The sequence below is a fragment of the Synergistaceae bacterium genome (assembly GCA_031267575.1).
Taxonomy (GTDB): Bacteria; Synergistota; Synergistia; order Synergistales; family Aminobacteriaceae; genus JAIRYN01.
Window position 1 is genome coordinate 1 of the sequence record JAIRYN010000056.1, and the last position, 26,407, is coordinate 26,407.

General features: G+C 53.7%; 28 protein-coding genes. All 28 read right to left on the reverse strand.

Going from position 1 to position 26,407, the window contains the following annotated elements:
• On the reverse strand, positions 1-2,186 hold a 2,186-nt coding region (locus tag LBJ36_09420; protein MDR1379250.1), incomplete at its 3' end, for a polynucleotide kinase-phosphatase.
• Positions 2,177-3,616 (reverse strand): 3' terminal RNA ribose 2'-O-methyltransferase Hen1, encoded by a 1,440-nt coding sequence (locus LBJ36_09425; protein MDR1379251.1) that lies wholly within the window; start codon positions 3,614-3,616, stop codon positions 2,177-2,179. The genes LBJ36_09420 and LBJ36_09425, both read right to left, overlap by 10 nt.
• A gap of 99 nt (positions 3,617-3,715) precedes the next feature.
• On the reverse strand, positions 3,716-3,868 hold the full coding sequence (locus LBJ36_09430; GenBank protein MDR1379252.1) for a hypothetical protein: 153 nt from the start codon (positions 3,866-3,868) through the stop codon (positions 3,716-3,718).
• Between the two features lie 497 nt (positions 3,869-4,365).
• Entirely contained in the window at positions 4,366-5,742 is a 1,377-nt protein-coding gene (locus LBJ36_09435) for a sodium-dependent transporter (protein MDR1379253.1), read from the reverse strand.
• A gap of 323 nt (positions 5,743-6,065) precedes the next feature.
• A complete protein-coding gene (locus LBJ36_09440) occupies positions 6,066-6,494 on the reverse strand; it encodes a flavodoxin (protein MDR1379254.1) in 429 nt (142 codons plus the stop codon).
• A 67-nt stretch (positions 6,495-6,561) separates the two neighbouring features.
• Positions 6,562-7,218 carry a DUF3793 family protein gene (locus LBJ36_09445; protein ID MDR1379255.1) on the reverse strand — a complete coding sequence of 219 codons (657 nt, stop codon included), beginning with the start codon at positions 7,216-7,218 and terminating at the stop codon, positions 6,562-6,564.
• Positions 7,219-7,701: 483 nt separating this feature from the next.
• Complete coding sequence (locus LBJ36_09450) at positions 7,702-8,115, reverse strand: 4Fe-4S binding protein (protein ID MDR1379256.1); 414 nt, start codon at positions 8,113-8,115, stop codon at positions 7,702-7,704.
• A gap of 10 nt (positions 8,116-8,125) precedes the next feature.
• The gene (locus LBJ36_09455) at positions 8,126-9,130 is read right to left on the reverse strand and encodes an NADH-quinone oxidoreductase subunit H (GenBank protein MDR1379257.1); all 1,005 of its coding nucleotides are present in this window, start codon (positions 9,128-9,130) and stop codon (positions 8,126-8,128) included.
• Entirely contained in the window at positions 9,127-10,386 is a 1,260-nt protein-coding gene (locus LBJ36_09460) for a nickel-dependent hydrogenase large subunit (protein ID MDR1379258.1), read from the reverse strand. The genes LBJ36_09455 and LBJ36_09460 overlap by 4 nt, the downstream gene beginning before the upstream one ends.
• An 18-nt stretch (positions 10,387-10,404) precedes the next feature.
• Positions 10,405-10,956, reverse strand: coding sequence for an NADH-quinone oxidoreductase subunit C (locus LBJ36_09465; protein MDR1379259.1), 552 nt, complete (start codon positions 10,954-10,956; stop codon positions 10,405-10,407).
• Entirely contained in the window at positions 10,953-11,444 is a 492-nt protein-coding gene (locus LBJ36_09470) for an NADH-quinone oxidoreductase subunit B family protein (protein MDR1379260.1), read from the reverse strand. Before LBJ36_09470 ends, LBJ36_09465 begins: the two co-directional genes overlap by 4 nt.
• A 25-nt stretch (positions 11,445-11,469) precedes the next feature.
• On the reverse strand, positions 11,470-11,808 hold the full coding sequence (locus LBJ36_09475) for a hydrogenase (protein MDR1379261.1): 339 nt from the start codon (positions 11,806-11,808) through the stop codon (positions 11,470-11,472).
• A gap of 2 nt (positions 11,809-11,810) precedes the next feature.
• Positions 11,811-13,373, reverse strand: a complete 1,563-nt coding sequence (locus tag LBJ36_09480; protein MDR1379262.1) for an NADH:ubiquinone oxidoreductase — start codon at positions 13,371-13,373, stop codon at positions 11,811-11,813.
• Positions 13,370-13,747, reverse strand: a complete 378-nt coding sequence (locus LBJ36_09485; protein MDR1379263.1) for a cation:proton antiporter subunit C — start codon at positions 13,745-13,747, stop codon at positions 13,370-13,372. The genes LBJ36_09480 and LBJ36_09485 overlap by 4 nt, the downstream gene beginning before the upstream one ends.
• Complete coding sequence (locus LBJ36_09490; protein MDR1379264.1) at positions 13,728-14,216, reverse strand: sodium:proton antiporter; 489 nt, start codon at positions 14,214-14,216, stop codon at positions 13,728-13,730. Before LBJ36_09490 ends, LBJ36_09485 begins: the two co-directional genes overlap by 20 nt.
• The gene (locus LBJ36_09495; protein MDR1379265.1) at positions 14,213-14,485 is read right to left on the reverse strand and encodes a hypothetical protein; all 273 of its coding nucleotides are present in this window, start codon (positions 14,483-14,485) and stop codon (positions 14,213-14,215) included. Before LBJ36_09495 ends, LBJ36_09490 begins: the two co-directional genes overlap by 4 nt.
• On the reverse strand, positions 14,482-14,751 hold the full coding sequence (locus LBJ36_09500) for a DUF4040 domain-containing protein (protein MDR1379266.1): 270 nt from the start codon (positions 14,749-14,751) through the stop codon (positions 14,482-14,484). Before LBJ36_09500 ends, LBJ36_09495 begins: the two co-directional genes overlap by 4 nt.
• Complete coding sequence (gene mnhG, locus LBJ36_09505) at positions 14,748-15,134, reverse strand: monovalent cation/H(+) antiporter subunit G (protein ID MDR1379267.1); 387 nt, start codon at positions 15,132-15,134, stop codon at positions 14,748-14,750. The genes LBJ36_09500 and mnhG overlap by 4 nt, the downstream gene beginning before the upstream one ends.
• Positions 15,135-15,401: a cation:proton antiporter gene (locus tag LBJ36_09510; protein ID MDR1379268.1), complete on the reverse strand. Its 267-nt coding sequence runs from the start codon at positions 15,399-15,401 to the stop codon at positions 15,135-15,137.
• Positions 15,398-15,877, reverse strand: a complete 480-nt coding sequence (locus LBJ36_09515; GenBank protein ID MDR1379269.1) for a Na+/H+ antiporter subunit E — start codon at positions 15,875-15,877, stop codon at positions 15,398-15,400. Before LBJ36_09515 ends, LBJ36_09510 begins: the two co-directional genes overlap by 4 nt.
• Before the next feature lie 210 nt (positions 15,878-16,087).
• The gene (locus LBJ36_09520; protein MDR1379270.1) at positions 16,088-17,329 is read right to left on the reverse strand and encodes a GGDEF domain-containing protein; all 1,242 of its coding nucleotides are present in this window, start codon (positions 17,327-17,329) and stop codon (positions 16,088-16,090) included.
• Between the two features lie 309 nt (positions 17,330-17,638).
• Positions 17,639-19,066: an FAD-binding oxidoreductase gene (locus LBJ36_09525; GenBank protein MDR1379271.1), complete on the reverse strand. Its 1,428-nt coding sequence runs from the start codon at positions 19,064-19,066 to the stop codon at positions 17,639-17,641.
• Complete coding sequence (locus LBJ36_09530; protein ID MDR1379272.1) at positions 19,063-20,073, reverse strand: electron transfer flavoprotein subunit alpha/FixB family protein; 1,011 nt, start codon at positions 20,071-20,073, stop codon at positions 19,063-19,065. Before LBJ36_09530 ends, LBJ36_09525 begins: the two co-directional genes overlap by 4 nt.
• A complete protein-coding gene (locus tag LBJ36_09535; protein MDR1379273.1) occupies positions 20,070-20,921 on the reverse strand; it encodes an electron transfer flavoprotein subunit beta/FixA family protein in 852 nt (283 codons plus the stop codon). Before LBJ36_09535 ends, LBJ36_09530 begins: the two co-directional genes overlap by 4 nt.
• Positions 20,922-20,964: 43 nt before the next feature.
• Entirely contained in the window at positions 20,965-22,131 is a 1,167-nt protein-coding gene (locus LBJ36_09540; protein ID MDR1379274.1) for a hypothetical protein, read from the reverse strand.
• A 422-nt stretch (positions 22,132-22,553) separates the two neighbouring features.
• Positions 22,554-23,471, reverse strand: a complete 918-nt coding sequence (locus tag LBJ36_09545; GenBank protein ID MDR1379275.1) for a ribokinase — start codon at positions 23,469-23,471, stop codon at positions 22,554-22,556.
• 103 nt (positions 23,472-23,574) lie between these two features.
• On the reverse strand, positions 23,575-24,972 hold the full coding sequence (locus tag LBJ36_09550; protein ID MDR1379276.1) for a nucleoside hydrolase: 1,398 nt from the start codon (positions 24,970-24,972) through the stop codon (positions 23,575-23,577).
• Positions 24,973-25,001: 29 nt separating this feature from the next.
• Positions 25,002-26,375, reverse strand: a complete 1,374-nt coding sequence (locus LBJ36_09555; protein ID MDR1379277.1) for a nucleoside hydrolase — start codon at positions 26,373-26,375, stop codon at positions 25,002-25,004.
• Between the last annotated feature and the right edge of the window lie 32 nt (positions 26,376-26,407).

The following is a 26,407-nucleotide window of genomic DNA, read 5'->3' on the forward strand; positions in this document are numbered from 1 at the left end:
GGGTCGCGCCCGGCGATATATTTTTCAACGGCGTGTATATGTTCAGCGTGACTCGCGTCTTTCCACACGTGGCCTTCCGTCGCTAAAATGTGAAACGGCGCGACGCGAAGGTCATCCAGCGAGGGCGACGGCCAGCAATAGCGCCGATACGCTTCGGTGTAGCGCCCTAGGGCCTCGTCGCGCTCTTTATATTTTTTTAAGAGTCCACCGAGGTCGACGTTCAACCCTGACGTGTTTTCTTTGACTTCGAAGGGCTCGGCCCCTCTTGTGTTCGCCTCTTCGAGGGCTTTGACGGCTGTGGACAATCCGAGACGCCCGGCTTCTCCAGTCGCGGCGTATTGCTCGGAGAGCAATTTCTGCGCCTTTGCGGACCACGGCATCAGCTCGGTGTCAAGGCAGACCCAATCCGTCGAAAAATCCTCCCAGAAACGAGTGACGTTTAAAATGTCGCCTAAACGCGCGAGTAATTTGCCCTCACGATCTTCGTTTGACGCGTCGAAAAAATGCCTGCCGGTGCGGGAGTAGACGATACCTCGCGAACCGTCGTCCACTCCGAATCGAGAACGAGCCGTTTTCTCGTCGCGGCAAAGAACGATCACGGCGCGGCTGCCCATGTGTTTTTCCTCGCATATGACGGTTTCCACACCGTTCGCCTGAAAGTACGCGAACGCCTCGGTTGGTTGCTCCAGATAATCGTCCAACGGGCTTGTCGCGCAAGGAGACATTGTGGGCGGAAGATAAATGAGCCATCTCGGATCCGCCGCGAAGCGGCTCATGATTTCAAACGCTGCGAGAGAATTTTCTTCCATAACGAGAATACGGCCATGCAAACTCGTTTCGATACGGCGTTTCCCCATAACGTCTTTCGCGTCGAGGGAATAACCGCGATCTTCGAAAACCGGTGAAAGCGGTCGGAGGGGCGTATAATATTCGCGCGCCGCCTCGACGCCGACAAATTCTTTCTCCGGCCAGCGCATGGCCGTCAAACGCCCTCCAAAAACGCAGCCTGTATCGATGCAAAACGTGTTGTTCAACGCCCGAACTTCTTCCAAAGCGATGTGTCCGTAGACCACGGCAGCCTGACCGCGGTAATCCTCTGCCCAGTCGATACGCTCCGGCAGACCAAATTCGTCCCGTTCGCCCGTTGTTTCGCCGTAGAGACAGAATGCCCGAACACGTCCAGACGCCCGGCCCTGGAATTTCTCGCGCACACCGGCGTGCGCGACGACAAGTTTCCCGCCGTCGAGTACGTAGTGGCTGACGAGGCCGTTCAAAAATTCTTTCACAGCCTCGCGAAACGCCGGTGTTTCGTTTTCGAACGCCGCAATGGTGACGTCGAGGCCGTGGGTAGCCGCTACGCTGGAATCGTTGAGGTATTTCAATAACTTGACGTCGTGGTTTCCGGGAACGCAAATTGCCGACCCCGCGCGGGTCATGTTCATGACCAACCGCAGCGTCTCGACGTTTTTCGGACCCCGATCGCAGAGGTCGCCGAGGAAAATGACCCTGCGTGCAGGCGCCGTGCGGATGGGGTCTCCCTCCCAGGAAGCGGAATAATTTCGCGCGTCCACGGTGTAGCCCAATTTGGTCAGGAGTTCACACAACTCGTCGAAACAGCCGTGAATGTCGCCGATGATATCGAATGGCCCTCGCTGGTCGCGCTTGTCGGTCCACAATGGAACGCGCACGATTTCGAGGTTTTCGAGTTCTTCGGGGGATTTTAGGACATGGACGTGACGAAACCCCTCTTTACGCAGGTGTTTCAGCGACTGACGGAGTGAACGCATGTGGCTGCGGATGACGTGGGGCGGATAATTACGCGCCGGGTTCGCTTTGTTTCGCTCCTGGCAAAGTGACTCCGGGAAATCGAGCACGATGGCGACGGCATGGACGTCCTGTTCCCGCGCAAGTTCGAGCAGGGCTTTCCGCGCCTCTTTTTGCACGTTCGTCGCGTCGATGACGACAATTTTCCCCGCGTTTAGCCGCTTGCCAGCTACATAATAGAGCACGTCGAACGCGTCTTTCGTCGCTTTTTGATTGGCTTCGTCGTCGGAAACCATAGCGCGGAAAAAGTCGGAACTCAAAATTTCCGTCTGTTTAAAAAAACGAGAGGCAAAAGTCGATTTCCCGCTCCCAGACGCCCCCACCAGCGCCACCACCGACAGGTTCGGTATGTCTATTCGCATTTTACGAAAACTCCCATCTGTGTCTGGGTTCCGAGTTCTTCATCGACGTCCCCGATATCGCTGAACGTGACTTCGTAACCGTTCCGCCTCGCGGTTTCGCTGCCCCACGTGTGAAACTCCTCGCGCGTCCACTCGAACCGGTGGTCGCGGTGGCGTAAAGGTGTAATAAAAAATTCGAATTTTTCGTTGTACTCGATGTTCGGTGTCGTGATGACGACGATCCGCGGGCGCGCGTGCACAAACAATACATCCTCGAAGGCGCCGAAGCGATTTTTGTCGATGTGCTCGATAACCTCGATGCAGGTCGCGGCGTCATATCCCGCAAAACGTTCGTCCCGGTAAGTCAGCGATCCCTGGAAGAGCGCGAATCTCGAAGCGGTTTTTTCGGGCATTTTTTCGACATGGAGACGCCGTTTCGCCTTTTCGAGCGCAAAAATCGACGCGTCCGTGCCGGCGACGCGGGCAAAGGATTTTTCGCGCAGAAGCAGACGCAGTAAGTTCCCCTCTCCGCACCCCAGATCGAGGACGGTGGACGCGCCATTTGACAGCAACGTCGCAACCACCGTTTCGAGGCGTCTGGTATTCAAATTTTTCTTGACCTCCGGTTTCAGGTCCGCTTTTTTGTCTACTTTATCTACTTTTTTGTCTACTTCGTCTATTTTTTCGTCTACTTCGTCCACTTCTTCTGTCGCGCCCGACTCGTCGTTGTCGAGGCGTTCCATCGCCATCCGCGTTAGGTGTTTTCGGCTCGCCAAATAACGCTGAACGATGAAATCCCGTTTAGGATGATTTTCCAGCCAACCTGTTCCTTTTTCCAACAATTTGTCTATCTCGTCCACGCCGACCCAATAGTGTTTTCTGCGGTCGAACACCGGTATAAGAACATAGAGATGAGCGAGGAGATCCTTCAAGAGACACCGGCCGGAAAGCGAGAGATTCACGTAACACCCCTCTCCCCACTCCGGGAATTTTTCGTCGAGCGGTTCTTTTGAATAATGGACTTCATAACCGAGGGGCGCGAAAATGCGGTCGATCATTTCGACGTCGCCGCGGCAGGGCAACGCCGATAGTGTCGCCTCCAGATCGTGCTGGGAAGAGGCGAGTTCCGTTTTTTTGTCGCACCGTCCGGTGAGCGCCGTGCCAAAAACACGCGCTATTGTCGTGCTCATAAAAGACGAACTGACATAAGGACGGTCGTTGACGTAATCGAACAAGCCTCCGCCCCTCGTCCCTTCCTTGCCCTTCGCCAGGTCGATGGGGTCGATGTCGAGCAGGAGGGCGGCGGTACATCGCTCATCGGACGCTTCAGGGTAAAAAACATAAGCGAGCCCGTAACTGAGTTCGAATTTCTGCGGACGATTGGGGTTCTTGTGAAGCAGATATCCCAGGTCTGTCGCGTTTTTGCCCTGGTACGTTATTGTTAATAGCATGTTTTCCATCCTTTGTCGGCAGGAGCTTCTCATGTCAAATCATTAGAAAAGCTCGATATTCTCCCACACGCCCGCAGCACGTCTCAGTATTCATGGCCATCATTGTATCATCTGTCTCGTATAAGGTGCCGCTCGAATCGCTGCCAGAGCTTCGGCCACCAGAGCGCTACGCAAACTCCAAAGATTCAGAGGCAGCCGATGGGAAATATCCAGTTCGCTCCGTCCAGCGGAAGCAATTCTCCATACGTACACACTAAAACGTACACACCAAAGCACCTGGCTCGCGCTTTATGCTGGCGCACTGATCAAACTGAACAAAGGACGCGATGTCTTCTTTGCGCGGGGTTGCGGTTTTTTTAATTTCGACAGGATAGAACGCGCCGTTTTCCAGAATGAGCAAGTCAATTTCATTTCCCTGCCAGTCCCTGTAAAAATAAAATGGAGGCCGCAGTTCACCTTTATTGTAGCAGCTTTAAGGGCTTCAGAGATATCGAGCCTTGTATAATGGCATCCCATATTTTCTCCCCTGTCATCATTTTCGAGGCGGTGTTCTTACGTGCCGCGCGATAACTTTCTGTGGGAATAAAAGGCATATCGAATGGGTCGCCTTGTATTAACATATTTAACATTCAATATTAAATTTGTCAAAACTAAAATGCAAACCCCTCCTGAATACAGTTTCCACACTTCTCTCCATTGGGGGGATTGCCGCCCCCCAATGGTTTTTCCTGTCTTCTGTAGGTTCTTTACTAGAAGAATTTCTCAATGTAGCCGAAAATGAAAATAATGGCGACCGCGCAGGGAATAACATAGGTTACATAGGCGCGCAACGCCTGAGGAATCTTCGCACCCTTTCCCGCGTTGGCCTCGGTCACGAAGTTATCCCAGCCCCAGCCGTAGCGGGAACAGCAAAACAGCAGATAGACGATGGCGCCCAGAGGCAGGAGGTTGTTGCTGACGATGAAGTCCTCCAGGTCCAGCACCATGGAGCCCTCGCCCATAGGCATGAAGCTCGACCAAATATTGAAACCGAACACGCAAGGCAACGAGAGAATGAAAATGGCGAAGAAGTTGAACACGCTGGCTTTCTTGCGGTTCCAGCCCCAAGCGTCCATAGAACTGGCGATGAGAAGCTCGAAGACCGCCACCACCGTAGTCATGGCCGCAAAACTCATGAACAGGAAGAAGAGGACGCTCCACAGGCGTCCCTGAGGCATGTTGTTAAACATGGTCGGCAAGGTGACGAAGATCAGCCCCGGCCCAGCGCCAGGCTCGATGCCGTAGGCGAAGCACGCGGGAAAGATGATGAGCCCCGCGAAAAGGGCCACGAAGGTGTCGAGTGATGTGATGATAATGGACTCACCCAGCAGAGTTCGATTGCGGTCAATGTAGCTTCCGAATATCGCCATGCTTCCAATTCCCAAGCTCAGGGTAAAAAACGCCTGCCCCAGCGCGGCGTAAACAGTATTCCAGACACCGTTTTCGAGAAGTCTTCCGAGGTCGGGTTTCAAATAAAAGTCGAGGCCCTTCTCCGCCCCGGGCAGAGTGACCGAGCGGACGGCAAGGAGGAACACGATGACCAACAGACCGCACATCATTACCTTCGTGGCTCGCTCCACCCCTTTTTGAAGCCCTCTGGCACAGATCAGTGACCCCAACCCCACCGCGAGGACGAGCCAGAAAGATAACCCCCAAGGATCCTTGAGCATCGAACCGAAAAACACACCTACCTGATCGGCCGTCAGACCCTCCAAGCTCCCTGTCAGGTTATACCACGTGTACGCCAACATCCAACCCGTGACGGTGGTGTAAAACATCATCAGAATATAGTTTCCGGCCAGCCCGAAATAGCCAAAAATAGACCAAGATGTTCCTTTCGGCTGCAACGCTCTAAATGAGCCGATAACACTCTGCTTCGAGCCGCGCCCTACCGCGAACTCCATGACCATGACGGGCATGGCCAGGCATAAGAGGAAAGCAAGATAGATCAGTACAAAGGCCCCCCCTCCGAAGCGGCCGGTAATATAGGGAAAACGCCAGACGTTCCCTAGACCTATAGCACAACCAGCAGACAAAAAGATAAAACCTAAGCGACTCCCTAACGACTCTCTGCCTTTTTCTTGCATATTTCTCAACTCCTTCTGAATTTTTTAATTCCCACAGTATAGCAGAAGGGGAAAACTTGCGGCTTTTAGTGATCCGTAAAACTTAAAAGTGTAACAAAAAAAGTATATAACCTAAATATAGTAAGGTATATTATAAGCTGCCGGGCGCTGGCCTTCCTGCAGATCATCGCCTTTGGTGGATATTTGACGCTGTCCTTATTTCGATATTTGCTCCCCATAGTGATGAAATATCTGTAGCCGCATTCCGTCTCCTGGGCACACAAAATTTAAAGGGACCCCTGGTGGCGCCCCTCGACTTCTATTCCCGGATTAAAGTTACTCTCTCAGGAAGCCGCGATTTCCTCCCCGTAGGCGATGCACTTGCTGGAGCTGGCGTCGTCGGGCGTCTCATGGACGGCAAGCCCCTCTCCTATCAATTGCGCTCCCGCGTCTCGAACACGGGTCGCCCATGCCCGAAGCCACTCTCCGTCACCCCAGCCATAAGATCCAAAAATAGCTACCTTTTTGCCCTTGAGCGTTGGCACTGCGTTGGAGAAAAATGGTTCCATTTCGGCCTCTTCGATGGTCTCTACACCCATGGACGGTGATCCAAACGCGATGATGTCGTAGTCCGCCAACTCGGCCACAGTAGCCTCGCCGACGGTTTTCTTTACCACTGACGCGCCCTTGTCCAGCGCTCCTTTCGCGATCAACTCCGCCACCTTCTCCGTATTCCCCGTACCCGACCAATAAACGACGATTACTTTAGACATGCGAGATCCTCCTTAAAGTGATTTATGGTGTTTTAACAAAATAATAATTAAACTGTAAGCGTTTAAGCTATAGCAAGGACTGCTCCCGACGGATTATCGACCGTACAGCTCGATGCTCTGCTCTCCTGAAAATCCGAAACGTCCTACGCGCCCGCCGAACGTTACCATACACTTTCCAATACCCGACGGCCAACGGGCTTTTGCCTTTGTCGCGGATAAACCCCTCAACATCCTCTGGAGGATAGCCCAGGAAAAGCCCTATCTCGTGGGGAAACAGAAACCTCTCCCTCATTTCCCGTGTCTCCATAAAACGCGCCTTTAGGCGCTCCAGGCAGGCATCCACACAAGGAATACACTTCTCATAACCCAAAGGGTTCAAAATACTCACGGCTTTTTCTGAAAAAAGCGCGCGGGCTAAATGGCCTTTTTTGTAGAGCATGAGAAGCATCGCGCTGTCGTTGGGCATGACCCGAGAGGAAAGGGCGAGGGCCTCCACCCGAAACTTGCGAAGCAATTCCTCTTTTCTGGAACACCATGCCGCTACGATGCCGTCATCTCCCCCACGCCGGAGGTTGATCAGGCTTCCCGGTTTTAGACCCTGGATGGTAGGAGCGGCAAAATAGGTCAGCAGAGACTCAATGTACTCGCCGGTGTCCTTTTCTTTGATCAAGCTCATAAACGCTCGCATCATGTGCATACCCTTCTTCATCCACCTATCACTCACCTATCACTCACCTATTATTCACCTATTATTCATCCCTTAACTTTAAAAGCATCGAACAAAGAAACAAAAGAAAAAAACAGAAAATTTTTCATGTTTGATCTAACGAACATGATAAATGCTAAGAAGAATCATGTCAATAGAAAATATCCATCTTATTACAGTCCAGATTTTATCCGCATTTAAAATTATAAAAGGCACTTGGAAATCCTTGATGATTTTTGACGTTAATCTTGTTTCAACCCCTTGACAGGTTTAAAATTTGAGATAGAATGTTTCTATCAACAAACAAATATGCGATAAATAAGTCGCTTAAAGATAACGCCCCCTCTTGTTCAGGCGTTTTTAACACCCCCAAAAAAGAAGGAGAGAGTTTGCGAGGTCCCCCCTCCAAACTCTCTCCTTCTTTGTATTCTTTGTGTTTTGCGTGTTTTGTGATTTTTTTAACCTTTTTGACTGGCTTTGTGGTGTTTTTCCGAATAGACGTTAGGCCTTTGCCGTGGCCGGACCGGTGTCCGTGGTGATGTTCTGTTTTCGCTTATAGGAGGAGATCATATACGTCCCCGACATGGAAAGACATTTTACGGGGCAGATCTCCGTGCATTGAGCGCAGAAACAACAGCGGTCGTTGTGAATAATGATTTTCTTCTCCTCCGGCAGGTAGTCCGTGGCGTTGGCCGGGCAAACCTTGACGCAGAGTCTGCACCCGATGCACTTGGCGCGATTGTAGTCGAGCTGGCCCCGGAAACGTGCGCCCACGGGAATCGGCGACTTCGGCGGATTCGCCGGATCGGACAGGACCGCGGTCAAAGAGGGCGGCATATGCGCGGCGGGGAAGAGGTTTGTAAAGGGCTTTGAACACAACTGACTCCAGAGCTGGAATAATATGCGCGTGATCATTTGGGACCTGCTACCGTACCAACACGTCGATGGAAAGCAGGAGCATCCCCGCGATGGAGAGCCCAGCGACTTTCACGATGTAAAACTGCGAGGCCTGCCAAATCTTGAGGCGGCCGAAAGCCGTGCGCATCCACGTCACGAAAACCATCTGAATGGCGAACACCTTGATCCAAAAAAACAGGAAGTCGAAGATCGCTATAATGAACCCCCCCACGCCCAACAGGCTGGAGAAGGAGACGGGAACGAAAAGTACCGTGACGAAGGCCGCAATCGCGAAAGGGCGCAGGGCGAAGGAGACCTTTAGCAAAGCCAAATTCACACCACTGTACTCGATGATCAAGCCGTCCAAAATCTCCGTCTTGGCCTCCGGGATATCCATAGGGCCCTTGCCCGTTTCACCGGGCACCACAAAGACCAGAGAGAGGAACAGGCAGAACAGGCCGAAAGTCCCTATTTTGCCCACGACCTTCCAAATCGACATGGCGGCGAAAGTCTCCAGGCTGAAGGGAGAGCCGGGCATCCCCGACCTATAGGCTACCCAAGCCAGGGTCGAAATCACGATAGCCAGGGGGAACTCATAACTCATCATTAGAGTGATCTCGCGCCCGGCTCCGATGTTGGCAATAGGGTTGCCACTGGCAAATCCCCCCAGGGCCAAGGTGAGCCCACCCATAGCCAAAAGATAGATCACCAAGATCATGTCGCCCTCGGTTCCCAAGACGGCAGGAAAAGAGCCGGTCGGGATGTAGAGAAAAACCATCAAGCTAACGACCAGGGTCAGCCAAGGAGCCAGCCCAAAAAAGAAACGCGCCGCTCGCCGAGGAACGATATTCTCTTTACCCATCAGTTTCAGGATGTCGTAGATCGGCTGAAATAGAGGAGGTCCTACGCGCCGCTGCATCTTGGCGTGAACGATCCGGTCCGCTCCCTCAAAGAGAAGGGCCAAAACCACAACCAGCGCCATTAACGCCACCCCAGCGAAGATCTTCAAAAACAACGTGAAAATAGCGGTCATCTTTCCGTCCCTCCCAATCCCCGGGCCTGTATGTCAAAGGTCTTCTGGCGGCAACGTCCTACCAGCTCTTCCTTTGTGATGATCCCAGATGTGACGATCCCAGAGTCTCCATTGCCGTTCGTGACCAACATACGTTCCATGCAGGATATGCAGGGGTCGATGCTGTTGATGATCAGAGGCGCGTCGGCCAGCTCGTTTCCACAGAACATCAGGGGCCAAGAAACCGCGTTGGCGTAGGTCGGAGCCCGCACTTTCCACCAGAAAACATTATCGTCTCCACCCTTCAGGCGAACGATGTGGGTGTTGTCCCCTCGCGGGGCCTCAATGATGCCCCACCCCGTTCCCTCGGCCTTTTTCAACGAAGCCAGCACCTTGTTGAGGTTGGGTTCCGCGACGAATGATCCCTCAGGCAGACCGTCCAGCACTTTTTCCATAATGTCCAGAGACTGATAGACCTCCAGCACGCGGACGGCAAAGCGATCCAGCACATCTCCGTGAGTCTTCCCGAAATAGTCCTGAGGAACGACAGGCTCCACGGGAATATCCGCGTAAGCCTCATAAGGAGAATTTTTGCGGAGGTCCACTCTCAGCCCGCTAGCCCGAGCCGTGGGCCCGGTGGCGCTGTACCGGACGGCGTCGTCTCGACTCAGCACGCCCACGTTCCTCATCCGGGCATGAGCCACAGGGTCTTCCATAACAATCTCCCGGAAGGGGGTAAACTCTCGGCGGTAATAACGAATCATCTCCCGCGTGGCCTTCGCCAGTTCGGGAGTCACGTCCCAGCGAACGCCTCCGAAGGTCGCCACGCCGTAGTTGACGCGGTTACCCGTGAGCAACTCCAGAATATCCATGACGCGCTCGCGAAGCTGCATCCCCAAGTGGAACGCGGAGTCGAAGCCGATGGTATAGCAGGCAACCCCGGACCACAAAAGGTGGGAATGAAGTCGCTCCAACTCCAGCACCAAAGTTCGGATGTACTGACCCCGCGCTGGAACGCTCAGGTTTGCCAGGTCCTCCACCGCGCGAATGAAGCATAGGGCGTGGCTGAAGGAGCAGATTCCGCAGATGCGTTCCGACAGATAGATCACCTGAATGGGACTACGCTCGCGGGCCATGAACTCGATTCCGCGGTGTATGGCACCGGGGCGCACTTTGGCGCCCATGATGCGCTCGCCATCCAGCTCCAACCAGGCCGTCACCGGCTCTTTCAAGCCCACGTGCACGGGACCGACGGGTATTGTGTAAGTAGTCGACATTGTATACCTCCTCCCTGCCTAGCTCAATTCCCGAACGATTTCAGGAGCTGGGCCAGTCGCGTCACGCCGCCAGGGCTTGATCTCCTCGTTCCAGTCCTCCGGGAGAAAGACCAGGGCTTTGTTGGGAAGTCCCACGAAGTCCACGCCGAACATCTCTCGGATTTCGCGCTCACTGTACTCCGACCCTGGAAGAAGATCGTGCATCGAGGGCATGGAAAGGTCGCTCTTCGGTACCTGGACTGTGATGGAAACCCCGATTCTGCCCTTTTTCGTTCTTTGGAAAAGGGAAAAATGATAGTTGAGCGCTACGTTGTCCTTCGCACCGCTCCCCATGTCATCCCCGGAGATAACGTGAAAGTTCACAAAGTCGTAGGTGAACAGCTCCTCTAGGAAGGGGCGAAACGCCGTTCGGGCAACTTCCACCCACAGGTCGTGACCCTGGATTTCATTCGCAGCTCCAGCCTTGCGCTCGTGAACCTCCAGTCGCACGATGTCGTCTCCAAACTTTGCCTTGAGTGCGTCAATCAAAACGCTGTACGCTATCGCGGATTTTCCGAATTTGGACGTCATAGCGCCACCCTTTCCAGAACCGAATCTCCGACGTCTTCGCCCTGAGGCTCTCCTGCCTTGTCCAATGCCTCCAGCTTCAAAACGGCCTTGGCAACGCCCTCGATAATAGCCTCTGGGCGAGGCGGGCACCCATGCACGTAAACGTCGACGGGAATGATATTGTCCACGGGGCCGTCCAGGCTGTAGGACTTGTAAAAAACATCACCGGAACAACCGCAGTTCCCCACCACAACCACCACTTTGGGGTCCGGCATCTGGTTGTAGATACGCAGGAGTTTTGAGTGCATAAACTTCGTCACGGGGCCTGTCACGATCAAAACATCCGCGTGGCGCGGTGTCCCCACCAGCTTCATGCCGAAACGCTCAATGTCGTATCGGGGACTGATGGTAGCCACAATCTCGATGTCGCATCCGTTGCAGGACCCTGAGTTGCATGTGGTCACCCACAGCGACTTGGGCAGTACTTTGAGCATGTCAAAAAATTTCATTATCCTTCGCCTCCTGCCTTCTCTTCTACAAAAGAATCAAAAGCCCGATCAAAGCCGTGGTTACGACGAAATACCCGGCGTAGTCGGAGGCGTTCCCACTATGAAATCGGTCCAGAAGCCTGTACAGCGGCTCCATGGCGACGCGAAAACCCCAATAAGACGAGGAAGCCGGCACAGAAATAGCGGCTCCGTCCTCAGGAACCTCGTTGCCGGACAGGTAGATCTCGTCTTGGTCCGTATTGCGCTTGTAGTCCATCCGCCCCAAGGAGCGGACCCACAGCACAAAACCGGAGACAATCAGAAAAAAGAAAAGCCAGACGAAAACGTTCCAATAGCCGAACCCCGTCTCTAACTGATTCCACATCTCTACATCCCTCCCATCACGGCACGGACATAACCCTGCTGATCCAGTAAGGCTCTAGCCGCGTTCTCAAAAAGGTTGTGGTTGAACCAGCCGGGGAAAAGGGTGATCAGGAGGATCATCACCGTGAGAAGCGCCATTCCCGTGAGCATACCGTAAGGGGCTTCCTGGACGGCGACGAACTTGGCCTTGGCCGGCCCCAGGAACGCCGACTGGAAGACCTTCGCGAAAGACGCCAGGGTCAGCACGGAGGTGATCATGGCGATGGCGGACAATAGGGGATGTATGGCGAAGCTGGATTCGTAGATCATCCACTTGGAGACGAAGCCGTTAAAAGGGGGAAGACCGGAGATGGCCGCGGCCGCCACGGCGAACATTCCCGCGGTATAAGGCATGTTTCGCACCAGGCCGCCCATCTTGTTCAGGTCCCGGGTTCCCGTAGCGTAATACAGCGCTCCTGCGCACAAGAAGAGCAGTCCTTTATAAAGGGAGTAATTCATGACGTGGAATATTCCTCCCTTGACGGCGGTGAAACCGTAAGCCGCCATGTCCTCCGAACTACCCAGGGCGAGAAGGCCGACACCCATAGCCAAAAGCATGTAGCCCACCTGGGAGATCGAGTGATATCCCATCAGGCGTTTGATCTCGTGTTGCACTACGGCCATCATGACCCCGAAAAACATGGACATGCAACCCAAAACGATCAAGATCCAACCCACCGTCCCACCGCCCGCCAGGCCGGGAAAAATCGAATAGCAGATACGGATCAGGGCGTAGAAGGAGGCCTGACTCACCGTCACTAGGAGGCAGGTCACCCCGCTGGGGGCCTCGGCGTAGGAATCGGGCATCCAGGCGTGCATGGGAAACGCGCCGCACTTGAAGGCCAAGACGGAGATGATCAGGGCCAGAACGACGCGTTCCAATGTGCCGAAGCGCATCATGTTCGACAGAGCCGCCATGTTCACAGCGTTGTACTTCCCGTAAAGGGCACCGATGGCGATCAGAAGCAACATCGCCGCGATCTGGGAGACCAGCATGTACTTAAAACTGGCCTCGATAGTCTCCGGTTTGTCACGCCAGAAGGCGATCAAACCGAAAGAAGCGATGGAGGAAATCTCGACGAACACGAAAAAGTTGAAGAGGTCCCCTGTGGCGCACATGCCCAAAGCTCCCGTGGTCATGAGGAAATAAAGGGACATGAAGCGCTTCCAGCCGGAAAAGCGATCCATGTAGTTGAGCGAAAAGACGGCGCCCGCGAAAGCGGCGAGGGAAATGCAGAGAATCAGAAGCGAGCCGAAGGCGTCGATCTCGAACATAATGCGGACGGGGTAGCTCATCCCAGAAGGCAAAGTTAGGGTAAAGTGCTCTCCCCCCATGACATAGACGAGCACCTGCCCGCCGAATGTCTCCAAACACAGGGAAAAACCCAAAAACAAAATGACGGCCATGAAAACTACGAAAAACACGTTGCGCGCCGTTTTTCCAAAAGACACCACGAAGGGCGTCAGAAAAGCCCCCAACAGAGGAACCATGACGAGAAACGCCGGAAAGTGTTCGCGCAGGTTCATCCTCGCAACCTCCTGATTTCATCGACGTCCATAGTCCCGTAATGCTTATGGATCAAAATCACGAGGGAAAGCATCAAAGCCGTTGTCGCGAGGGCGATAACAATGGCCGTCAGGGTCAGGCACTGAGGCGTGGGCAAGACCATGGCTTCTCCCTGACCCTTGAGGTAGTAGATAGGGATATTTCCTCCCTGACGATAACCCAGGAGCACCAGGAAAAGGTTTACCGAGGACCCCAGCACCGCTATGGAGATGCAGATCTTAATTAGATTTTTCTGAGTCAAAACTGAGTAAAGCGCCATGATGATCAGCAGAGCGACGAGAACGTAGGCGGAGTTCCCCACAATGTCCAGGGGATTAACGATCGAATCGGTCATGGCCGCGCTCCCCTCCCATCCCGGCACCCGTGTCGATCATTCGGATGCTACCGTACATGTGAACGATAACCAATGACAAAGCCCCCACGACCTCGAATCCCACGGCGACGTTCATCAGCGAGATTGTTCCACAGTGGGGAATCCACTCGGACAGGGGTTTCGCTCCATAGGGTATGGCCACGGAGTTGAAAAAGAACGAATTGGGAAACCCGAGGCAGCCGAAAATGAAAAAGGCCACAAGTCCCACGAACTCCAAAAACGTGTAGATCCCCTTCCGAACCCAGGAGACGAAGCGTTTTCCGCCACGCGCTACCAGTATAAAGCTCAGGAACGTGGCAACAATAGCTCCCCCTTGGAAGCCGCCTCCCGGAGTGTTGTGCCCGTTGTTAATCACGTAAACGCCGAAGACGATCATAAACCACGCGAAAATATCGCAAACCGACAGAACGATTACGGATAAAGGTTTCATTCGTGCTTGCCTCCATCCCGGAAGAGGGCGCTGATGGAACTTAGGGCCGTAAAGAGCACCGCGGCCTCCCCTAAAGTATCAAAACCCCTGAAATCGAAAACCATTGATGTGACCACGTTCTGCGCGGACCTGTCGGACAGGGCATGAAGCAGAAAATACTCGTCCATCTCCGTCTGCTCGGGTACCCCGAAGGGATGGATCGCTTCAAACATGCCACAGAGCAACCCTCCCAGAACAATGGCTCCCACAATAAAAATCATTTTCTTCATCGCTTTTCCCCCTTGCCGTATTTCTTGGACACACCCACGCCACAGGCCCGAAGCGTGATGATGAAGATCGTCGTCGAGAGCCCCGCTCCGATGCCGGCCTCCGCGATGGCCACATCAGGTGCCCTCAAAATATAAAACTCCAACGCCAACACGAGGCTGAAAACGCCCAGCGCGATAATGGAGTGGACCAAATTGCGGAACCAGAGCGCCAGGAAAGCCGATAGAAAGAGCATGATCAGAACAGGAGCGTGTAGACTGGGATTCATGCCGCCACTCCTCCTTTGCGTTTTTCCGTTTCTTCGAGGCTATCCACCACGGCCGGATGGGGCAGAACGCCGGACCGGTGCGCGGCTCGCGCCAAGGCGTGAGCTCCCGTGGGGTTGGAGATCAAAAGCACAACGACCGCTATCACGGTGTGGATAAAAAGGACCAGAAAGCGGTCTCCTTCCGTCCCCTCTTCCGCCAGAAAACGAATCAGAGAGTAAAGCAACAGACCGAAGACGGCGAAAAGCGTCCCAAAGGTGGAACATTTGGTGGCCCCATGAAGGCGCGTATAGACATCCGGGAAGCGATAGAGGGAGATGACTCCCAGACAGTTAAAAACAAGGCTGATCAAAAGACAAACCCCCACCAAAAGACCCAGCAGCACTCAAAGCCCCCCTTCCAGATGGCGCGCGAAGTAGAGAGTGCTCACGAAGGAAAGCGCCATATACACGATCGCCACGTCCACCATCACGACAGAGTCGTACACCGCCCCCAGCAACAGCATGATCCCCGACACCAGAGTGTTGACCGTGTCCAAGGCGATCAGACGGTCCGGCGTCGTGGGTCCGGCGATCAGCCGCCCGACTAAGGCCACGATTAAAACGGCCATCAGCCAGGCTGTTCCCACAAAAAGGTATTGGCTCAGGTTCATTCCACTATCCTCCTCACCCATTGTCCGAACGTTCCGCAGATATCCTGTTCCGTAGGGGTCGGAGACGTGAGATTGATGGCATGGATATAAAACATCCCCTCTTCGTCGATATCCACCGTCAAGGTTCCCGGCGTCAGCGTGATAGAGTTCGCTAGCATCGTGCGTCCCATCTCTGTTTTGAGCCTCGGATTGAACTTGACGATGCCCGGATTGATTTCCCCCGTGATCACTCGTTTAGCCACGTCCACGTTCGCCATCGCCAATCCCACAGCGAAGGGACCGAAAACGTACCGCAAAAAAAGCCACCATTTTCGAGGATTGAGTCCTCTCATACTCCAAAAGCTGGTCTGAGGCGAGCTTGCCATAAATGAAACAGCGACCGCCAGAAAAAACGCGATCGTCACTTCTTGTATGCTCATGCTCCCTGACCAGGAGAGGAGTAAATATGTGAAGAACGAGACCACAAACACGAACATCTCTTTCCCTCCTGTCTGGCTAGATTTTTTAAAATATACTACCCTCCTGCTCAGTTTTTGTAAATCTCGCGTTCAATGGAGTTAATCAACTTAAAAACGACAGCACTAAACATAGCGAATTATTTGTTTTAAGCTATACCAATTTGAGGCTTTTTCTCTTGATTTAAGGCTTTTACTCTTGATTTACTCTTGATTTACTCTTGATTTACTCTAGTGTTGAGCGCAATACTTCTCTTCCATTTCCTCTTTTCTCGCTGTTTTGTTGGCGTACATGACCTCGTCTGCCTGGTTGATAATATCCATGAGGGTGGGAGCGTCGCCGGGGAAAAGCGCGATCCCGAAATCCATGACGACTTCTATCGGCGGACTTTCGGGGTCAGCGTCGTCGCTTTGGATCCGTAGGTTCTTTAGCGCGGCATTGACGCGGTCGACCACCATGTTGGCGTCGGACTTGATGATATTCGGCAACAGAAGCACGAACTCATCCCCTCCATAACGCCCCACGACATCGGTGACGCGCAAACTTTTTTGAATGGTTGCGGCCGCTCGCGCCAGGACCTCGTCTCCTTTGGTATGGCCGTAGTCGTCGTTGACGTGTTTGAGATTTCCCATGTCTCCCATGGCCAGGCAGGCGTTTCCTCCGTAGCGTTTGATACGCTCATTTTCCTCTTGCAGGCGACGCATGATGTAACGTCGGTTCCCCAGTCCGGTCAGAGGGTCGATGAAAGCTTCTTCTTCCCACGTGGCCAGAGATTCATAAAGGGCCCACAAGGTCGACGCGTAGTCGATCAAGGACTGGAACAACTCAAATTCATCGGGCGAGAAGCCTTCCGGTTTGTAAAGGTCTACCGCCCCGACACTCTGCAACCGACCGGACAACGTAGAAAGTAGCCTTGTTCTCAGGCCGTTTTCCAGACAGGTCGTAAAGGGGATTTTTTGGTTCACCACGTCTATGACCGCAACTCTGTCGGGAACAGGAAGATTTTTCGGTTCGTAACAAGTCAAGCGATTCAAGTTCAAAATTCTGTTTTGGTCGTTGGTGATAAAATAAACAGCGCAGGCAGAGTTAGGTATCGTGTTTTTGAGATACTCCAGTATTCTTTCCAAAAGCTGCTCGCGGTTTCGAGCGCAGGACAAAGAATGAAACATATCGCGAAGCTGTTGAAGTTGCTGAGCGTGAGCGGCGTTCTCTTTGGCGCGCTCTGAGCGCGCTTTCTTGTTCTCTTTCCAGACGAACAAAACGCACCACGCCAGGCAAGCTACCGCTAACGCGAACAGAATAAAAGTCGGCCATTTCTTTCCCTCGAAAATTTCTTGGAGCAAGTATAACCATATCGCCAGATGCAGTGCACACACGCCTACAAGAAGAAGCACGGAGGTTCTTGGACGTTGAGAACTCTGGACCGGATCGCAATCATGCCCGCTTTTAGTATCTGTGTCCTTTTTCCTCACTTTTCAGCACTCCATGCGATTTCAACATTTTAAAAGTCATTGGGCTATTATACAACGCGCGACGGCATTGCGTTGTTGAGAATTGCGTTATAACCGCTAACTTAAAATATGGTATTGTTCAAGCTCAGGGGGACGGAGCCCGTTCGGTCTAGACTCTCTCGAATCTTCATAGTGATGCGAAAAAGTGATGTGAAAAAGTGATGTGAAAAGACGGCCGTCCAAATAATAAACGGCCGCTTCTTTGGCCTGAATTTCAATTTTCCAAGCCTTTGGTTAGTTTTCTTGTTAGTTCTCTTATTAGTTCTCTTGTTAGTTCTCTTGGCGGACCAGCTTTCCGGGATTGAGGATTTCTTGCGGGTCGAAGGCCAGCTTGATGGCGCGATGGATGGCGGCCTCCTCGGAGGTTTTGGTAGATAGAAGCGCCGGCAGCTTCAAAAATCCGACCCCATGCTCCCCGCTTCCAACCCCTCCAAGTTTCACCGATTCCGAGATCAACTCTTGGAAGTACTCTTCCGCGTACACTCCCCATTTTTCGGGCAGCATCCCGTCGGGTTTGACCTCCAAGGGGTGCAGGTTCCCATCGGCGATATGTCCCAGATTGCCCACCTTGACATTCCACTTTTTCGAGACTTCTTCGATTATTTTCATCATTTGCGGCACCGAGGAAAGCGGCACCACAAGGTCGCCGGACAGAGAACAGTATGGATCGTAAGCGCGCATCCCCTCCGCCAGATTTTGGCGCACGTTCCAAATCATGGACGAATCAATGCGGTTCTCCGCCACGAAGACCTCAAATGCTCCCTTCTCCAGGCACAGGGTTCCGACTTTTTCGTAAGCCGCTTCCAGTTCTTCGTCGTTGTTTCCTTCGAGCTGGATCAGCAGGTAACCCTCCGTTCTGTCTTGATAAGGCAGAGGTGTTCCCACGTAATCCGTTGTTACCTTGGCCGAAAATCGGTCGAAAAACTCGCAGGAGATCATCTTCGTTCCCGATTTCACCACTTCGGCGACGGTAAGAACCAGGGAGTCCAAGTCGGGATAGGCTGCCAACAGGTTAACGGTTTTGCCCGGCAGAGGCTCCAGGTTCACGATGACCTTCGTGATGATCCCCAGCGTTCCCTCCGAACCAACCATCAGTTGCAGTAAGCTATAACCCCAGGTGTCTTTGCGGAACTTTCCTCCCAACTGGATCACCGTGCCAGAGGGAAGGACCACCTCCAGGCCCAGAACGTGACGCCGCGTGCTTCCATAACGGACAACCTTTCCCCCACCCGCGTTGGTGCCCACGTTGCCTCCGATGAAGCTGGTCTCCGTGCTCATGGGGTAACCGGCATAGAGAAACCCTTTTTCCGCCACGGCTTTGCAGAGATCGTTAGTGACGACACCGGGTTCCACCACCGCCACCCGGTTCACGGGGTCGATTTCGAGGATGCGGTTCATCTTCTCGATAGTGAGAACGATTCCCCCGTGAATGGGGATTGCCGCTCCTGCGATGCCACTGCCCGCCGCACGCGGGGTGACGGGGATGCTGTATTGGCTGGCGATACGCATGACGGCGCTGACGTGTTCAACGCTCTCCGGCCGGACGACCGCCTCCGGGTCGTGGGCGAAGATCTTTCCCGCCGTGTCGTAGGAGTAGTTTTCGAGGACATCCCGGTCCTCGAAAACGACATTTCTCTCTCCTATCGCCGCCCTCAGCTCGGCCACGATTTCGGGCGTAACCTTACCATACGCGTTCATTGCAGGACCTCCTTTCGGTGCATTTTCCTCAGGTCCTCGATGAGTCTCGGCAGAATCTCCAGCGCGCTGCCGACTAGACCGAAGTCCGCGACACCGAAAATGGGGGCCTCCGAGTCGGTGTTGATGGCGATGACGTTTTCCGAGCCGCTCATACCCGCCAGATGCTGTACGGCACCCGATATGCCACACGCGATGTACAGCCGGGGCGTGACTGACTTCCCGCTGAGTCCGACCTGAGAGGAATGAGGCGCCCACCCCAGATCCACCGCGGTTCGCGATGCCCCAACGGAACCGCCCAATAACCGCGCCAGCTCGTCCAGAAGCGCGAAATTTTTAGCTCCTTTCATCCCCTTCCCACCAGCGATGATGACTTCGGCGTCCTGGATGGGCAGTCCCACCCGGGACTCAGGGTCGAATCCGAGAAAGGTCAGGGCCGACGCCAGCGCGGATTTCTTCGGGGTATACCGGATAACCTCGCCTTTACGCGAAGGGTCAGGAGCTAACGGTTTTTTTGACTTCGGGCGCACCGTGCACATCTGGGGACGGCGTTCGGGTGTCATGATGTCCGCCATAACGTTGCCTCCGATGGCAGGGCGCGTTTGAAGCAAAAGGCCATCTTTGATGGAGAGCCCTGTGCAGTCGGCCGTTAGTCCACACCCCAGCCTTGCGTAGAGCAAGGACATGGTGCTTCTGCCGCGGGTGGTCGCCGACGCGATGAACACATGGGGTCCAAAATCCTGGATCATGTCCGCCAGTGTGCTCGCGCAAGCGTCGACAAGACCGTGTTTCAGCCCCGGTTCGTCCGCTAGGTAGACTTTATCCGCTCCGTGCTGGAAGAGGGGCGAAACGTCTGGCAGATTTTCGCCCAGAACCACGCTGGCGAGAGGAACGCCCAGAGCGTCCGCGACGCTCCGTCCCCACGCGAGCAGCTCGTAAGAGACGGGGTGAATCTTGCCATCCCGAAGTTCCGCCAATGTCCAAACTTCGCCCTTGCCGTCCGCCATCATCGACGCGCCTCCTTCGCTCCGCTTGGGGAGAGCCCCGGTGTCCCGATCGCTCCCATATCCGCCAAAAATCGTGTAAACTCCCCTATAGCACCATCAAAGTCACTGGCTACGGACACTTTGCGTCCTTTGCGCGTCACTTGGGGATAACCGACCTTGACGACCTTCGTCGGCGACCCCGCGAGTCCCACGTGCTCTCGGGACAGCCCTAGATCTTCGAAGGAGAGCGTTCGGATCGTTGCCCTCTTACCCCTCAGCTTCCCTCCCAAAGTACACAGCCGCGGCACGTTGATTTCCTTGACCACAACGGCAAGAGCGGGAAGGGGAGCCGAAAGGCGCTCGTGTCCGCCCTCCACCGCGCGCTGGACAAGAACGCCATCATCCTGAAACTCCAGCTTGCTGACGTAGGTCAAAACCGAGATTCCAAGAAGCGACCCCACGGCCGGGCCAACCTGCCCCGTTTCCCCGTCCGTAGCGCGCTCGCCCGCCAAAATCAGGTCGAAGCCACCCAGTTTACGCAAAGTCTCGGTCAGAATGCCAGCGGTTGCCAACGTGTCGGAGCCGGCAAAGGCCCGATCTGTCACTACGACGCCCTCGTCGCAACCCATGGCGATGGCGTAGCGCGCGGCCTTCACGGCGGCGGGGGGCCCCATAGTGACCACGGTCACGCGCGCGGAGAGCTTTTCTTTGATTCGCACGGCCTCTTCAATGGCGTGCAGATCCAAGGGGTTGACCTCCACCTCCAGTCCCTCGCGCGCCATAACCCCCGTCTCCGGGTTGATTTTGACGTGTTCCGTCGCGGGGACCTGCTTGATCAACACAGCAATTTTCAAGGTTTTTCCCAACTCCAAAAATGACACCTCCAATTGGTATTGATGTTCAAAAAATGTAACGCTACACTTCCGGGGCAGGGCTCGTCGCGAGGGCCTCCACGGTGGAGCGCCTTTTGCGGATCATTGCCGTCAAAAGAATCGGGATGACCACGAGCGGCGTCGAGAGGACTCCCACCCAGGCATAACCCTGCGCGATCAGGGGAATCAGGCCGAAGCTCGCGACGTACCAGGAAATCGCGACGTACACCGCTGAGGAGATGACGTCCACTTTACGCGAACTCGTCACCCCAGCGCGTTTCATCCACCAGGTCGAGATACGCCGGGCTCCACCGTAGATCAAACCGACTCCCGTCGAGACGACGGCCAGCAGCATAACCATGGAGAAAAGAGCCATCCCGACGCTGCCGCCCCCACCGTGTTGAGTGATGTACGTGATAGGGAGGGGGATCTCCGCTTTGTTCAGAATAGTGGGGTAATGGCTCAACGCGCCCGTGGAGGCCAGAACCAGCACACCCGCGTTGACGACGAAGCCGATGAGGGTCGCCTTCTTCACATCCTTCTGAGTACTCAGGGAGTCGGCCACGGCGGTATAGGCCCCGATCAGGGAGCATTGCAGCCCGGCGTACTTGACGCTCTGCCACATCGCGGGCCAGAACCCCCCGTTGGCTGAGGGCATGGTCTCGACAACCGCTACGAGCGACGAAAAATTCATGGCCAGGTTAGAAACATAGATGACGAGCATACCCGAAATGATCAGAATAGCCATAAACGTGGCGGCCTTGCGGACCGTCTCCGCTCCCCAAATCGTCAGCGCAAAGATAAACAGAGCGATGCCCACCGTCGTCACGTTGTAAGGCAGGTTCGGAACGAGCTGCTTCAGGGTTTCACCGCCTGTAGAAAAGGCCACGCCCGTAGCCATAAGCAGGATGATCAGGTACATGACTTCAATACAGAACGAGAAAAAGGGTTTCAGCCGTCCCAACGGCTCATAGTAGGCAACGCTCCAGCTCCGGTAGTCGTAGACCTTGTTTTTCACGGAAAAGGTCCAGGCGCAATAGAGAACCGCCGTAATGATCCCCGCGGAGATGATCGGCGTAAAAATCGCGTACCACCCGAACTGAACGTAAAAATCCACCAATTGCCGACCACTGGCGAACCCGCCGCCAAAATGTGTGGTAAACCACACAAAAGCCACCGCCCACGCGCCCCACTTTGCGTTATTGTACACTGTAAATTCCTCCTGTTTTCGATTTTGGGGATTTTTTGATTTTTAAGGCGCTTTTATCCTCTTGATCCTCTTTATCCTCCTTTCAGCCTCTTGTCTCAAAAAAAACCGGGACCCTTTTCAGAGTCCCGGTTTGGAGTTTTTTAAACAACGACGCTCAAACGCCGATAACCCCACCAGAGGACCCGCGAATAAGCGAAATAATAATAACGAGAAGGAGGCTAAACTTGAAGAAAATGAATAGATTTTTACCCATCGCAAGCCACTCCTTCGCTATTTTTATTTTATCTTAAAGTATTTTATCTTAACGTGGGAAGATTCTAGACTGCTATCACGCACTTGTCAAGTCACCCCAAAAGCGCTTTAGTCGAACCGACTCTTTTCAGTCGATCAGGCTAGTCGATCAGGCTAGTCGGTTAGGCTAATCAATATTCCCGTGTTATCAACGCGACAGGCTTGAGTCCAGCGGATAAAACCTCGTCCAGAATAGGAATGGAGGATGACGCGCCTTTGCGGGAGACAGCCAGGGAAGACGCTATCGACGCCAAGCGCAACGCCTCGTCAATGGTTTTATCCGCAGCTAAAGAGGCGATGAAATACCCTAAAAAAGTATCTCCGGCGGCTGTGGTGTCCACGACCTCCACGTCGTATACGCCATGGCGTAGGGTCGTGTTTGCGTCTTTGTACAGGGCTCCGTCGCTGCCCAAAGTAAGAACGATGGAGGCCTTTGGGAAGCGAGATCGCATTTCATCCAGGATTTCCTCCGGTTTTTCCTTTCCAGAGAGTCCGTTCCCCTCTATTTCATTGAGCACGAAGCAGTCGACGAGATCCAAAGGATAGCGTGTCACCTCGGGGCCAAAGGGAGCGGGGTTGAAGACCACGTAAAGCCCTTCGGCAACAGCCGACTCTATCATGTACTCAATTTCGTTCACCTCGTTCTGCAGCACAAGGAAATCGTTTTTTCCAAAGCCGGAAAACGCGCTGTCGATATAGGGACGATCCATCTCGCTATTGGCGCCGCCAAAGAGGATGATGCAGTTCTCGCCTTCACTGTCGACCTGAATGATAGCGTGTCCCGTGTTTTTACCGGAGGAGTCCACTCTGTCCACGTTCACCCCCGCTTGTTTCATCAATTCGATCATCTCCCGCCCGTCGCTGCCGGTTTTGCCCGCGTGAAAAACCGACGCTCCCGCGCGGGCGAGGGCGATAGATTGATTCAGGCCCTTGCCTCCAGGAAAAATATTCAGGTCCGTGGCCGAAAGGGTCTCTCCGGGCTGCACAAAATGCCGGACGTCGTAAACATAGTCTATATTGATAGAACCGATGTTCAATATTCTGCGCATACGTTTGTTCCCTTCGCTGTGTCACTGGTGCGTTTCGACGCCCATGTTTTTTTCCACAGCCGAGAGGGTCTTCCCCTCTCGGCGTGAATTTTGTCTTAAAAATCTATGATTCTGGAACCCACGGAGTCGCCTTCGTTTTTGTTGGGTCCTTAAAAGCCGGCGCTACGATTTCGTTCCAGAACTTCACCGGGTCCGTGTTCGCCATAATGGCGGCCTTCTGTGTCCCCAGCGGACCTTCTTGTCTTGGAATGGCGTAAGGAATGGATCTCCCGTAGTTTACAGTGTAATTGGAATCCACATCGACTTTCAACCCTGTTATATCCTGGTGAGTGGTTACAGGATTTTCGCTGACGGACGAATACCATGTGGTTACCACAGTCGGGTCGATGAGCCAGGCGGCTGCTATAACGTCATACGCGCCACTAGCTGTAGGAAGGCTTCGGTAAAAACGGCACTGTTGGACAAGATCATCGTAGAAGTACTGCGACTGTCCAAACCAGGTCATTTCCGCCTCGCTGTAATTGGCATTATCTTCGGATGGGCTAGCGTCTATCGAGGTCGGTAACGCTTGCAGATACACTGCCGCCTCCAAACCATCGATGATCTGGTTTCCATACTGCTTGAACGTCTCGGACTCCTGATTTCCCCACGGCGTGCGCACGCATATTTTAGCGGCTTCTGGATCCGCCCACCAGTTAAATTCCGCGACGGCGGAAGAGTTTCCCTTCATGTAGAAGGAGCCTCCCATGTACACGATCTCCTTCACCTTCCCGGCTATGGAGGGGTCTTTGCGGAGCGCCAGCGCAATATTCGTGAGTGGTCCTATCGCTAAGATCGTCACTTCATTGTTTGGGTTGTCATTGATTGCCTTGATGATAAAATCCACGGCGTTGTCGATATCATCGGGGTCCGCGTGCGAAGAACCGTCCCTCTGGGTAGGGTAGTAAGCATAGGGATAAGTGGGGTCGCCGACGCCGTACTTGCCGTAATTGGTGTCGTTAGAGACCGTTCCTTTATAAAATTCCTGCCAAGGTTGCATGGGGTCTCTGTTGGGGTTCACTTCGTAGAGTGAATTCGTGACCCAGCCAAAATAGCCGGGATAGGTCACCTGTCCGGTGATTTGCATCTCCGCTTTCATGACTTCCTTATCCATACGGTCGGCCCTGAGTCCATAACGCGTCCCCATGTAAATGGGAACTCCCTTTGTGGTGCCGTCGGTATGGGTGAGATCTTTCGCCCTGATGATCTCCAGCTGACGGACTCCGTGGGCGAAGCCCCTCGGCTGAGATTCGTTGCCCGCCTCTACAGTGACCCCCAATAAGTCAATCTTGCCTTCGTTTCCTTTCATGTAGCCAGCCAACAGGACCATCGCGGCACCGTCGTCAAATCCGGGTCTCATGTCCGAGTCTAAGATGACTTTCTTGGGAGCGGCAAAAACTCCCGTCGCCATTGACATTAATACAATGACCGACAAAAAACATAACGAAGAGCTTTTCTTCATTTTAATTGCCCTCCTTCGCATTTTCTAACTTATCGTTTTCTAAAGAAAATCGGCATCAGACAAAGCGCCGCTCCCAATATTCCCAGTGAAACAGCGGAACAGCCACCCCCAGCGGACCTTTGCGTTTTTTCGGAATTTGCGTCATAGGTCGGATCAAGTCCGGAATAGACCAGATTCCAAAACTTTTCCGCGTTGACGGTGTTGATGACGCGAACTTTCTGGGTCCCCACTGGACCGAGGTTCTTGTAGCCGGGACTCCTGCCGTAGTCGATGTTATAATCGACATTGACATCGATCCACCAATCAAAATACCCAGTTTTGCTCAGGTCGTCGTCATAAGGCAAGACGATGTCATCGTTATTGATCTCGCCGATTAGAACGCCCGCGGTGATGGCGTCCCATACGTAAGAGTCCTCCGTAGAATTGGGGGCGGCGAAAGAGGCATAGTTTTTCTCGAACATAGCTTTGATGCCGGGGTTTATGCCAGGCAGGTTGACGATCTTCTCATATTCTTTGGGGGTAAAGTGCAGTTTTTCGCACACGTCGAGAGGCACAACATATTGGGTGATTTTATCTTCTTTAGAATCCGTCTTTCCCCATGGAGTGCGGACAGCGAATCTAGCAGCCTCTGGGTCGAACCACCAGTTAAATTCCGCCGCCGGGGTGGTGTTTCCAGCCACGTTGACCGCCCCGCCCATATAGATGACTTTTTTCACCTTGGGCACGATTGTGGGATCTTGCATAACCGCCATTTGAAGGTTAGTGCATGGACCTATAGCGACAATGATGACTTCCCCAGGATATTTGTTTACCATCTCGACGATGAAATCGGAGGCGTGCTGATACTTGCCGCTGAAACCCTTTCGTGCGTCTTTTTTGAGATCATATTGAGGGTCCTCAGCGTAATTCGTCTTGTAAACGGTTTTCCACCCCAGTTCCGGGGAGGGGTCGACCGGTTCCTTATGTCCCCACGAGGAAAAAGCTCCAGCATACGTAGATACCCCCATTCCAAAGAGGGTCCTCTCATAACCAGACCACTCCAATCCCGTGATTTCAAGGGGCGCAACAGCCTGGTAACGACCAGTCCTCATGGGCCAGCGCGCTCCCGCTATAATGGGGATGTCTTCCAAGCCGGTGAGTTCCAACTGTCGAACGCCAGCGGAAAGCCCGTCCTGAAGCCACTGATTGCCCGCGACGACCGTCACGCCCAAAAGATCGATATTCGGGTGATTGGCAAGCATGAGCATTGCCACGCCGTCGTCGAAAAGCTCCACCATGTCCGAGTCCAGAATAACTTTTTCCGACGAAAGCGCTGCGTTTGCTCCGATCAGTCCGATCAGAACAATAAACGCCAACAGAAGACTCGTTTTTAAGGTTTTACTTTTCAAGGTTTTACATCTCACTTTTTGCACCTCCCCAAATTGATGAACCAATG

Coding starts and splice junctions, on each gene's coding strand:
- LBJ36_09425 (MDR1379251.1), bottom strand. CDS start 3,616: ATGCTATTAACAATAACGTACCAGGGCAAAAACGCGACAGACCTGGGA.
- LBJ36_09435 (MDR1379253.1), bottom strand. CDS start 5,742: ATGCAAGAAAAAGGCAGAGAGTCGTTAGGGAGTCGCTTAGGTTTTATC.
- LBJ36_09440 (MDR1379254.1), bottom strand. CDS start 6,494: ATGTCTAAAGTAATCGTCGTTTATTGGTCGGGTACGGGGAATACGGAG.
- LBJ36_09450 (MDR1379256.1), bottom strand. CDS start 8,115: ATGATCACGCGCATATTATTCCAGCTCTGGAGTCAGTTGTGTTCAAAG.
- LBJ36_09455 (MDR1379257.1), bottom strand. CDS start 9,130: ATGACCGCTATTTTCACGTTGTTTTTGAAGATCTTCGCTGGGGTGGCG.
- LBJ36_09460 (MDR1379258.1), bottom strand. CDS start 10,386: ATGTCGACTACTTACACAATACCCGTCGGTCCCGTGCACGTGGGCTTG.
- LBJ36_09465 (MDR1379259.1), bottom strand. CDS start 10,956: ATGACGTCCAAATTCGGAAAATCCGCGATAGCGTACAGCGTTTTGATT.
- LBJ36_09470 (MDR1379260.1), bottom strand. CDS start 11,444: ATGAAATTTTTTGACATGCTCAAAGTACTGCCCAAGTCGCTGTGGGTG.
- LBJ36_09475 (MDR1379261.1), bottom strand. CDS start 11,808: ATGTGGAATCAGTTAGAGACGGGGTTCGGCTATTGGAACGTTTTCGTC.
- LBJ36_09480 (MDR1379262.1), bottom strand. CDS start 13,373: ATGAACCTGCGCGAACACTTTCCGGCGTTTCTCGTCATGGTTCCTCTG.
- LBJ36_09485 (MDR1379263.1), bottom strand. CDS start 13,747: ATGACCGATTCGATCGTTAATCCCCTGGACATTGTGGGGAACTCCGCC.
- LBJ36_09490 (MDR1379264.1), bottom strand. CDS start 14,216: ATGAAACCTTTATCCGTAATCGTTCTGTCGGTTTGCGATATTTTCGCG.
- LBJ36_09495 (MDR1379265.1), bottom strand. CDS start 14,485: ATGAAGAAAATGATTTTTATTGTGGGAGCCATTGTTCTGGGAGGGTTG.
- LBJ36_09500 (MDR1379266.1), bottom strand. CDS start 14,751: ATGAATCCCAGTCTACACGCTCCTGTTCTGATCATGCTCTTTCTATCG.
- LBJ36_09510 (MDR1379268.1), bottom strand. CDS start 15,401: ATGAACCTGAGCCAATACCTTTTTGTGGGAACAGCCTGGCTGATGGCC.
- LBJ36_09515 (MDR1379269.1), bottom strand. CDS start 15,877: ATGTTCGTGTTTGTGGTCTCGTTCTTCACATATTTACTCCTCTCCTGG.
- LBJ36_09525 (MDR1379271.1), bottom strand. CDS start 19,066: ATGAACGCGTATGGTAAGGTTACGCCCGAAATCGTGGCCGAGCTGAGG.
- LBJ36_09530 (MDR1379272.1), bottom strand. CDS start 20,073: ATGATGGCGGACGGCAAGGGCGAAGTTTGGACATTGGCGGAACTTCGG.
- LBJ36_09545 (MDR1379275.1), bottom strand. CDS start 23,471: ATGCGCAGAATATTGAACATCGGTTCTATCAATATAGACTATGTTTAC.
- LBJ36_09550 (MDR1379276.1), bottom strand. CDS start 24,972: ATGAAGAAAAGCTCTTCGTTATGTTTTTTGTCGGTCATTGTATTAATG.